The sequence below is a fragment of the Pseudomonas sp. CM25 genome, from assembly GCF_013179705.1.
Taxonomy (GTDB): Bacteria; Pseudomonadota; Gammaproteobacteria; order Pseudomonadales; family Pseudomonadaceae; genus Aquipseudomonas.
This window is the reverse complement of the sequence record NZ_JABMCW010000212.1, coordinates 1-9,687: the sequence shown is the minus strand read 5'-3', so window position 1 is coordinate 9,687 and position 9,687 is coordinate 1. Positions and strand designations below refer to the sequence as shown.

12 protein-coding genes and 1 pseudogene are annotated in these 9,687 nt (G+C 64.8%); 11 read left to right on the top strand and 2 right to left on the bottom strand.

Annotation, left to right across the window (positions count from 1 at the left end):
- The 11 genes and pseudogenes from HP546_RS19985 to HP546_RS19935 form a co-directional block, all read left to right on the top strand.
- On the top strand, nt 1-1,035 hold a 1,035-nt coding region (locus HP546_RS19985), incomplete at its 5' end, for a cytochrome c-type biogenesis CcmF C-terminal domain-containing protein (protein ID WP_306125312.1).
- On the top strand, nt 1,032-1,568 hold the full coding sequence (locus tag HP546_RS19980; protein WP_172228650.1) for a DsbE family thiol:disulfide interchange protein: 537 nt from the start codon (nt 1,032-1,034) through the stop codon (nt 1,566-1,568). The genes HP546_RS19985 and HP546_RS19980, both read left to right, overlap by 4 nt.
- Nucleotides 1,565-2,041, top strand: coding sequence for a cytochrome c-type biogenesis protein (locus HP546_RS19975; RefSeq protein ID WP_172228648.1), 477 nt, complete (start codon nt 1,565-1,567; stop codon nt 2,039-2,041). Before HP546_RS19980 ends, HP546_RS19975 begins: the two co-directional genes overlap by 4 nt.
- Nucleotides 2,034-3,236, top strand: coding sequence for a c-type cytochrome biogenesis protein CcmI (gene ccmI, locus HP546_RS19970; protein WP_172228646.1), 1,203 nt, complete (start codon nt 2,034-2,036; stop codon nt 3,234-3,236). The genes HP546_RS19975 and ccmI overlap by 8 nt, the downstream gene beginning before the upstream one ends.
- A gap of 12 nt (nt 3,237-3,248) precedes the next feature.
- Nucleotides 3,249-3,665 carry a hypothetical protein gene (locus HP546_RS19965; RefSeq protein WP_172228644.1) on the top strand — a complete coding sequence of 139 codons (417 nt, stop codon included), beginning with the start codon at nt 3,249-3,251 and terminating at the stop codon, nt 3,663-3,665.
- A 103-nt stretch (nt 3,666-3,768) separates the two neighbouring features.
- Nucleotides 3,769-3,903: pseudogene (locus HP546_RS19960) on the top strand (2-hydroxyacid dehydrogenase); the annotation flags it as partial.
- Nucleotides 3,904-3,954: 51 nt separating this feature from the next.
- Nucleotides 3,955-4,743, top strand: a complete 789-nt coding sequence (locus HP546_RS19955) for a PhzF family phenazine biosynthesis protein (RefSeq protein ID WP_172228642.1) — start codon at nt 3,955-3,957, stop codon at nt 4,741-4,743.
- 181 nt (nt 4,744-4,924) lie between these two features.
- Nucleotides 4,925-5,332 carry a GFA family protein gene (locus tag HP546_RS19950; protein ID WP_172228640.1) on the top strand — a complete coding sequence of 136 codons (408 nt, stop codon included), beginning with the start codon at nt 4,925-4,927 and terminating at the stop codon, nt 5,330-5,332.
- A 181-nt stretch (nt 5,333-5,513) separates the two neighbouring features.
- The gene (locus HP546_RS19945; RefSeq protein WP_172228638.1) at nt 5,514-5,852 is read left to right on the top strand and encodes an FKBP-type peptidyl-prolyl cis-trans isomerase; all 339 of its coding nucleotides are present in this window, start codon (nt 5,514-5,516) and stop codon (nt 5,850-5,852) included.
- A gap of 256 nt (nt 5,853-6,108) precedes the next feature.
- On the top strand, nt 6,109-6,771 hold the full coding sequence (locus HP546_RS19940) for a histidine phosphatase family protein (protein ID WP_172228636.1): 663 nt from the start codon (nt 6,109-6,111) through the stop codon (nt 6,769-6,771).
- 44 nt (nt 6,772-6,815) lie between these two features.
- The gene (locus tag HP546_RS19935; RefSeq protein ID WP_172228634.1) at nt 6,816-8,009 is read left to right on the top strand and encodes a D-amino acid dehydrogenase; all 1,194 of its coding nucleotides are present in this window, start codon (nt 6,816-6,818) and stop codon (nt 8,007-8,009) included.
- A 118-nt stretch (nt 8,010-8,127) separates the two neighbouring features.
- Here the strand turns inward: HP546_RS19935 and HP546_RS19930 are convergent, their stop codons facing one another.
- Both HP546_RS19930 and HP546_RS19925 read right to left on the bottom strand, forming a co-directional pair.
- Entirely contained in the window at nt 8,128-8,856 is a 729-nt protein-coding gene (locus HP546_RS19930) for an aspartate/glutamate racemase family protein (protein ID WP_172228632.1), read from the bottom strand.
- Nucleotides 8,857-8,872: 16 nt separating this feature from the next.
- Nucleotides 8,873-9,687, bottom strand: an 815-nt coding sequence (locus tag HP546_RS19925) for a cytosine permease (protein WP_172228630.1), incomplete at its 5' end; no start/stop codon positions are given.

Below are 9,687 nucleotides of genomic sequence, written 5' to 3'. Positions count from 1 at the left end.
TTCATCCTGATCTTCCTGTTGTTCGTGGTCGGTGGTTCGCTCACCCTGTTCGCCCTGCGTGCGCCTGTGGTCAAGAGCCAGGTCGGCTTCACCCTGTGGTCGCGTGAGACGTTGCTGCTGGCCAACAACCTGGTGCTGGTGGTGGCGGCCTCGATGATTCTGCTCGGTACGCTGTACCCGCTGGTGCTCGATGCGCTTACCGGGGCCAAGCTGTCGGTCGGCCCGCCGTACTTCGATGCCTTGTTCCTGCCGCTGATGGCCTTGCTGATGGTGGTGATGAGCGTGGGCGTGCTGGTGCGCTGGAAGGACACCCCGGGCAAATGGCTGGTCAGCATGATGACCCCCGTGCTGATCGGCAGCGCCATCCTCGCCCCGGCTGCCGGCTTCATCGTCGACGACTTCGACTGGCCGACCCTGACCGCCTTCGCCCTGGCCGCCTGGGTGGTGCTCGGCGGGCTCCGTGACATCTTCGACAAGACCCGCCACAAAGGCCTGATCAAGGGCTTGCCAGGCCTGGGTCGCAGCTACTGGGGCATGCAACTGGCGCACCTGGGCCTGGCGGTGTGCGCGCTGGGCGTGGTGCTGTCGAGCAACAACAGCGCCGAACGCGACCTGCGCATGGCGCCGGGCGAAAGCGTGGAGCTGGGCGGTTACCAGTTCCTGTTCCAGGGTGCCAGGCATTTCGAAGGGCCGAACTTCATCTCCGACAGGGGCACCGTGGTGGTCAGCCGCGATGGCCGTGAGGTCACCACGTTGCACCCGGAGAAGCGCCTGTACACCGTGCAGCAGTCGATGATGACCGAGGCCGGCATCGACGCCGGCTTTACCCGTGACCTGTACGTTGCCCTCGGCGAGCCACTGGAAAACGGCGCCTGGGCCGTGCGCGTGCACATCAAGCCTTATGTCCGCTGGATCTGGCTGGGCGGTCTGCTGACTGGCCTGGGTGGGTTGCTGGCGGCCCTCGACCGGCGCTACCGCGTCAAGGTCAAGACCCGGGTGCGTGAGGCCCTGGGCGTGTCTGGAGCAGCTGCATGAAGCGTTGGATCATGGTAGTCCCACTGGTGGTGTTCCTGCTGGTGGTGGTGTTCCTGTACAAGGGGCTGTTCCTCAAGCCCGACGAGCTGCCTTCGGCAATGATCGGCAAGCCATTCCCCGCGTTTTCCCTGGCCTCGACCCAGGGTGACCGCACGCTGACCCAGGTCGATCTGCACGGCCGCCCGGCGCTGGTCAACGTCTGGGCCACCTGGTGCCCGTCGTGCAAGGTCGAGCACCCTTACCTGAACCAGCTGGCCCGGCAGGGCGTGGTGATTCACGGGGTCAACTACAAGGACGACAACGCCGCCGCGCAGAAGTGGCTGGCCGAATTCCACAACCCCTACCAGCTGGATATCCGTGACGAGCAGGGCAGCCTGGGCCTGGACCTTGGCGTGTATGGCGCGCCGGAAACCTTCCTGATCGATGCCAAGGGTGTGATCCGCTACAAGCACGTGGGCATCGTCGATGCCACCGTGTGGCGTGAGCAGCTGGCGCCGCTGTATCAGGGCCTGGTCGACGAGGCCAAGCCATGAAGCGCTGGCTGGCAGCCGTTGTGCTGGGCCTGGGCGTAGCGAGTGTGGCCAAGGCAGCCATCGACACCTATCAGTTTCGCGATGATGCCGAGCGCGAGCGCTATCAGCAGCTGACCAAGGAACTGCGCTGCCCCAAGTGCCAGAACCAGGACATCGCCGATTCCAACGCGCCGATTGCCGCCGACCTGCGCCGGGAAATCTTTCGCATGCTCGGTGAAGGCAAGAACAACCAGCAGATCGTCGACTTCATGGTCGACCGCTACGGCGATTTCGTGCGCTACAAGCCGGCGCTCAGTGGCCGCACCTGGCTGCTGTGGTTTGGCCCGGGAATATTGCTGACGGGTGGTTTCGTGGTGCTGGCGCTGATCGTGCGCCGCCGCCGCAGTACGGCCGCACCGGGCGGTAATGAGTTGTCTGCCGAAGAACGCGAGCGTCTCGCCAAACTGCTGGATAAAGAACAGACCCATGATTGAATTCTGGCTTAGCGCGGGCCTGCTGCTGCTCGCTGCCCTCAGCTTCCTGCTGATCCCGATCCTGCGTGGCCGTCGTCGTCAGGCAGAAGAAGACCGCACCGCCCTGAACGTGGCCCTGTACCAGGAGCGCATCGCCGAACTGGCTACCCAGCAGGCCGCCGGAGTGCTCGACGAGGCGCAGCTGGCCAAGGGCCGCGACGAGGCTGCCCGAGAGCTGCTGGCCGATACCGAAGGCGCCGAGGCACCCCGTCAGGGCCATCTTGGCAAGGCCTTGCCGTTGCTTGCGGCCGTACTGGTGCCGCTGATGGCGCTGGGGCTGTACCTGCATTTTGGTGCGGCCGACAAGGTGGCCCTGACCCAGGAGTTTGCCCAGGCACCCAAGTCGATGGAAGAAATGACTACCCGCCTGGAGCGCGTGGTCAAGGCCCAGCCGGATTCGGCCGAGGCCCTTTACTTCCTCGGCCGCGCCTATATGGCCGATCAGCGCCCCGCTGATGCCGCGCGTACCTTCGAGCGTGCCGTGGCCCTTGCCGGTCGTCAGCCAGAGCTGCTCGGGCAGTGGGCCCAGGCCTTGTACTTTGCCGCCGACAAGCAATGGAGTCCGCAACTCCAGGCCTTGACTGACGAAGCATTGCAGGCCGACGCCAACGAAGTGACCAGCCTGGGCCTGCGCGGTATTGCCGCGTTCGAAGGCGAGCGCTATCAGGAAGCCATCGACTACTGGAAGCGCCTGCTGGCGCAGTTGCCGGAAGGCGATACCTCACGTGCGGCCCTGCAGGGCGGCATTGATCGCGCCGCCGAGCGCTTGGGCGGCTCGCCAGCGCAGGCCGCAGAGCCCGCGGCGGCAGTAGCAACGGCCCGTTTGAAGGTGCGGGTAGAACTGGCTGCCGCGTTGCAGGACAAGGTCAAACCGGAGGACACGGTGTTCATCTTTGCCCGCGCCAGCAATGGCCCACCGATGCCGCTGGCGGCCAAGCGGGTGACGGTGGCGCAGTTGCCGATCGAGGTGGAGTTGTCTGATGCCGATGCGATGATGCCGCAGATGAAACTGTCCGACTTCAGCGAAGTCCAACTGGTTGCACGTGTGTCACGGGCTGGCCAGCCTACCCATGGCGAGTGGATTGGCCAGGGCGCGCCAATGCCCAGCGCCAGCCAGGCCACCCAGCACCTGACCATCGACAGCCCTGACAAGTAAGAGAGCACTGCCATGCACAGCACCGTCCGCCTGACCCTGATCACCCTGGCCCTGGGTTTGTCTGCGTGTACGGTGCATCAGCCGTACGAGCAGCCCGCGCCACCGATCGAGCGGGTGCCGCCGCAGGGGCCGGTTGTGAAGCCGCTGCCGGGTGGGCAGCCGTCCACCCAGCCAAGCAAGCCGGCGGCGATTCCCAAGCCGATGCCACGTACCTCGGCCAGCTTTGCGCCACCGCCTGGCGGGGCCAGCCACTGGGACCCGAAGCTGGGTGTCTACGTACTCGAGAAGCAACCCAATACCTTCTACCGCCAGCGCACCTATTACCGGTTCGACAATGGCTGGAGCTGGTCGCTGAGCCCGAACGGCCCTTGGCAGGACACCGACAGCAGTGGTGTGCCGGGTGGGCTGGGGCGCGCTTTCGGCCAGTAGAGCGGGCTTGCCCGCAAAAGTGCCGAAACACCTGCCGACGCCATCCAGCGGCATGCCGACGAAATCGATGCCGTACTGACTCGCGGCGCGCTCGGTCAAGGTGCTGGGGTACTCCGTGCTCACACCCCACGTAGCCGGCCAGTCACCGGAAGGGGCGCGCGCTACGGTCAATCGGGTGCTGCGCAACCTGCAGGCGTTCTTCGCCGGCGAACCCGTGTTGACCCCAGTGCGCCTGTAACCTTTTCCCAGATATCCGCCTGGCAGCGCCCAGGTAACAAGGAGTGTGTGCATGCAACTCGAAATCTTCCAGGTCGATGCCTTTTCCGCCGAACCCTTCGGTGGCAACCCGGCTGCAGTGATCCCGCTGCAGAGCTGGCTGCCGGACGACGTGCTGCAGCGCATTGCCGAAGAGAATAACCTGTCGGAAACGGCTTACTTCGTACGTAATGGGGGAACCTTCGACCTGCGCTGGTTCACGCCCACCGTGGAAGTCGACCTGTGCGGCCACGCCACCTTGGCCTCGGCCTATGTGCTGTTCGAACAACTGGGCGAGCATGCCCAGGTGCTGCGCTTCAATACCCGCAGCGGCGAGCTACGCGTCAGCCGGGGCGCTGACGGGCTGCTGGCCATGGACTTCCCGGCCAAGCAACCGGTGGCCGTGGACGTACCGGCCGGGCTGCTCCAGGCGTTGGGCCTTAGCCAGGCGCAGGCGCTGTACCACAGCGACGATTATGTGGTGGTGATCGATGACGCCCTGTTGCTCGATACGCTGAAGCCGGACTTCGTTGCGCTGTCGGCGTTCGATGTGCGCGGCATCGCCGTGACCGCCGCAGGCCGTGGCTTTGATTTCGTCACGCGCTGGTTTGGCCCGCGGGTTGGCGTCAATGAAGACCCGGTGACAGGTTCGGCGCATACCTCGCTGGCGCCGGTCTGGGCCGAACGCCTGGGCAAGCACGTGTTGACCTGCGAGCAGGGCGGTGTGCGCAAAGGGCAGCTGCGGTGTGAAGTGCCGGGCAATGGCCGGGTGATAATCAGTGGGCGTGCGGCGCTGTACCTGCGCGGCACTGTGTTCATCTGACCGACCGATATTGCCCCTTGTAGGAGCGGCCTTGCGTCGCGATGGGCTGCGAAGCGGCCCCAGGATCCAACGTGTCCGCTTGAATCCTAGGGCCGCTTCGCAGCCCATCGCGACACAAGGCCGCTCCTGCAAGAGCGCGCATCTATACTTGCAGGCCCATCTTCCGCTCAAGGAGCCAGCCATGGCCCTGGAAAAACACGGCACCTGCCTGTGCGGCGCTACCCGGCTTACCGTCACCGTCGACAATACCCACATCAGCGCCTGCCACTGCAGCATGTGCCGCAAGTGGACCGGCGGCCCGCTGCTGGTGGTCGATTGCAGCAAACCCCCGCTGATCGAAGGGCGTGCGCCCAGCGTCTACGATTCGTCCGACTGGGCTCAACGCGCTTTTTGCGGCCAATGCGGCACACATCTCTACTACCGGCTCAAGGCCAACGACTTCCATGCCGTCCCGGTCGGCCTGCTCGACGGCGACCAGGACTGGGATTTCAATATGCAGATCTTCGTTGAAGAGAAACCTGCCTGGTACTGTTTTGCCAACCAGACCAGGGAAATGACCGGGCAGCAGGTGTTTGAGCAGACCAGCTGATTCAGGTCGGTGCACTTGTCAGCCCTGATGCGCTCCCTACGGCTGGCTCGCCTCCGCGCCCAGCCATGCCTCCAGAGAATGCCACCGTGCATCTATCTTTTGCCTGACCCCGCACACACTTGCCAAACCGGTGCATTCCTGAGAAAAGGGCGGCTTTGTTTTCCAGCGTTGGAGTGTCCCCGTGAGCCAAGAACTGCAGATCATCGACCTGGTCGAGGGTGAAGGCAAAGCCGCCGTCAAAGGCGCCCTGATCACCACCCAGTACACCGGCTGGCTGGCCGACGGCAGCGAGTTCGATTCGTCCTGGTCGCGCGGCAAGCCGTTCCAGTGCGTGATCGGCACAGGCCGGGTGATCAAGGGTTGGGACCAGGGAATCATTGGAATGCGCGTCGGCGGCAAGCGCAAACTGTTGGTGCCGGCCCAGCTGGGCTATGGTGAGCGCAGCATGGCGGCAATCCCGCCGAATTCGGACCTGACGTTCGAGATCGAATTGCTGGAAGTGCTGACGCGGGATGATTGATGAGGGCCCTGCATACGGGCACCGACCTATTACCCAGGTTCTGGCACCGTACACAATTCAGCAACACCGTTCCCTTAATCTAAGCATTGCCCAGGGAACGGCATCCACCTCCAGGGAGGAACCAAACGGGTTCAGGGCACTCTGACCCTCACTCGTTGCCAAGGATGGCATTCACTACTAATGGCGCCCCGTGATACCGCAAGCGGGGCGATGTGGCGGGTAGACCCGATTTTCTTTGCCACACGAGCCTGCCTTGATGAAGTTGCCTACATTCTTCCGCCGTCGTCGCCCCTTGCTGCTGAGCCTGGTGCTTGCAGCCGTCGCCGTACCGTTGGCGATGGAGGCAATCGAAAGCCGGGCACAACCGGTAGATGGCACCCAGACCCTGGTGTTCCTGCGCCATGCCGAAAAGCCGGGCGAGGGGCTGGGCCAGTTGAACTGCCAAGGCCTCAACCGTGCGCTGGATCTGGCCACGCTGTTGCCCGAGCGCTTCGGCAAGGCCGACTATGTGTTCGCTGCCAACCCTTCACGGCATGTCGAGGAAGGCAGCCAGGAGCAAACCTACAGCTACATTCGCCCGTTGATGACCATCACCCCCAGCGCCATCCGCCTGGGCCTGCCGGTGAACATCGACTACGGCGCCAACGATACCGACGAACTGGCCGATGAGCTGCTGAGCGACAAATACCGCAACGCGACGGTGTACACCGCCTGGTCCCACGGTTACCTCCCGGAGCTGATCAATAGCGTGGCCGGCAAGGCCCTCGGTGAAGAGCGGGTGATCACCGAGGACTGGAGCGGCGACGACTTCGACACCCTCTACGTACTGACCCTGACCTGGCATGACGGCAAGGCCAGCCTGCTCAGCCGCAACGTGCGCCAGGGCCTGAACGACGGCGCGCATAGCTGCCCGAGCTGATCCGCTGGTACTGTTCGGCCATGGTGCCGGAACAGGGATGAGCGATGAAACAGCGTGTGGCGGTAATTGGCGGTGGCGTGATTGGCCTGGCGACGGCCTACGCCCTGGTCCGCGAGGGGCATTCGGTCGACCTGATCGAAGCCCGCGACAGCCTGGCGTCGGCCACCAGCTTCGCCAACGGCGGGCAATTGTCCTATCGCTATGTGGCACCGCTGGCCGACGCCGGCGTGCCATGGCAGGCGCTGGGCTGGCTGTTGCAGGGTGAGTCGCCGCTACGCTTGCGCTTGCGCATGGACCCGGCGCAGTGGCGCTGGCTGTTGGCGTTTACCCTGGCCTGCCGGCGCAGCGTCAATCGCCGCAATGCCGCGCAGTTGCTGGACCTTGCGCTGCACAGCCAGGCTGTTCTGGCGCAATGGCGCGAAAGCCAGGACTTCGGCGATTTTGCCTGGCGACGAAACGGCAAGCTGGTGGCCTTTCGCAGCGAGCGCGCTTTCACCCATGGCCGCGATCAGCTGCTGGACCCGGCCAGCCAGCGTGTGCTGAGTACAGCCGAGCTGCGCGTGTTGGAACCTGCACTGGATGGCGCGCCGTTCGTAGGCGGCGTATTTACACCCGATGAAGAAGTCGGCGACTGCCACCTGTTCTGTCAGCGACTGGCGGCGCTGCTGCGCGCTTCGGGCGAGTGTCGTCTGCTGCTCGGCCAGCCGGTAACGCAACTGGTGCGGCACCAGGACCGGGTGGTGGCGCTGCAGCTGGGGCTCGACCGGCTGGACGTCGAACAGGTGGTGCTGTGTGCCGGGCATCGCGGCACAGCTTTGGCTTTGCCAGGCATGAAGCTGCCGGTCTACCCGTTGAAGGGGTACAGCCTGACCGCACCGATCAGTGCCGGGCACCAGGCGCCGGAGCTGAGCCTGACCGACTATGAACGCAAGATTGTCTATGCCCGTCTGGGGCAGCAACTGCGAGTGGCGGCGATGGTGGACATTGTCGGCTTCGACGAGTCGGTAGAAAAACGCAGGCTGCAGAGCATGCGGCGGTTGGCGCTGGAGACGCTGCCCAAGGCTGCAGATTATGGCCAGGCGGTGGAATGGGCAGGGATGCGACCGGCGACACCGACCGGCGTGCCGATGATTGGCGGCACGCTGTATCGCAATGTGTGGCTGAACCTGGGGCATGGGGCCTTGGGATTCACCCTGGCCTGTGGCAGTGCGCAGCGGTTGGCCAGGATGATGGATTAGCAGGACCGGCCCTGTCGCCGGCAAGCCAGCTCCCACAGGTACCGCAGGCCTCAAACCTTGCGCAGTCCCTGTGGAAGCTGGCTTGCCGGCGACAGGGCCGGTACGGGTAAACAGAAGGCTAGCGACCGAAGCGCATCGGCCAACCCACCACCTTCTTCGCCCGCGGCGTGGCATAGGTGCGCACCTTGGAAGTGCTCAGCCCCATGCGCACCAGCGATTCGGCAATGGTCACCGCCGCGCTCACACCATCCACCACCGGCACGCCAGTGCGCTGGCGGATCTGTTCATCAAGCCCGGCCATGCCGCCGCACCCCAGGCAGATCACCTCGGCCCTGTCCTCACGCACAGCGCGTTCGGCCTGCTCGACAATCGCCTCCACCGCCCGTTGCGGGTCGGCCTCCAGTTCCAGCACCGCCAGCCCACTGGCCCTTACCGACGCGCAGCGGTCATACAGGCCGGACAGCTTCAGCCGGTCCTCGATCAGCGGCACGGTGCGGTCCAGGGTGGTCACCACCGAGTAGGCGTGGCCCAGGTACATCGCGGTGCTGGCGGCGGCATCGGTGATGTCAACCACCGGTACATTCAGCAGTTCCTGCAGGCCTTCACGGCCATGCTCGCCGTAACCGGCCTGGATCACGGCGTCGTAAGGGCCCTCGTAGGCCAGCACCCGGTCCATTACGGCGATGGCGGCCAGGTAGCTTTCGAAGTTGCCTTCCACCGATTCGGCGCCGAACCAGGGGGTGAGGCCGACGATTTCGGTACCGGGCGAGGCCACGGCGCGGGCCTGCTCTGCAATGGCTTCGGTGATGGCTTCGGTGGTGTTGACGTTGGCGATCAGGATACGCATGTTCGGTTTTCCCCGGTCAGTGGCTGCTGTGGTCGACGGCAATGCATTCGCCGCTGACATCAAAGTATTGGCGGTGGCGTGGCGCGATCAGCAGGTACACGGCGGCGGCGATGCCGGCCCCGATCAGCCAGGAGAACGGCGCCACGCTGTGGAAGTTGGGCACCAGGGCCAGGACGATGGCCAGTAGCGCGGCCGGCAGGAAGGCGGCCACCGCGCGCAGGTTGATGCCCTTGGTGTAGTGGTAGGCGCCGGCCGGGTCTTCGCTGTACAGCTGCGGCACGTTGATGCAGCCTTTGCGCAGCAACCAGTAGTCGGCCATGATCACCCCGTACAGCGGGCCGAGCAGGGCGCCCAGGCCGGACAGGAAGTAGACGATCACCAGCGGGCTGTTGTAGAGGTTCCAGGGCAGGATCAGCACGGCGAGGGTGGCGCTGATCAGCCCGGCGCGCTTGAAGTTCAGGTGGCGTGGCGCCAGGTTGCTGAGCACGAAGGCCGGGGCGACGAAGTTGGCCATGATGTTCACCGCCACGGTGACGATCAGGAAGGCCAGGCAGCCGAGCACCAGCAATGGCGTGCTGGGGATGGCGGCGACGATCTGCGTCGGGCTGTCGATGATCTGGCCATTGATCTGGAACTGCGCGCCGCACAGCACCACGGTGATCATGGCGAACACCAGGATGTTCACCGGCAGCCCCCAGAAGTTGCCGACGCGGATGGTCTTGCGGCACGGCGAGCTGCGGGCGAAGTCACAGAAGTTCAGCACCAGGGTGCCGTAGATTGCCAGCCACAGCGCGCCGCCGGCGAAGATGTTGCGCCACATATCAACGCCGG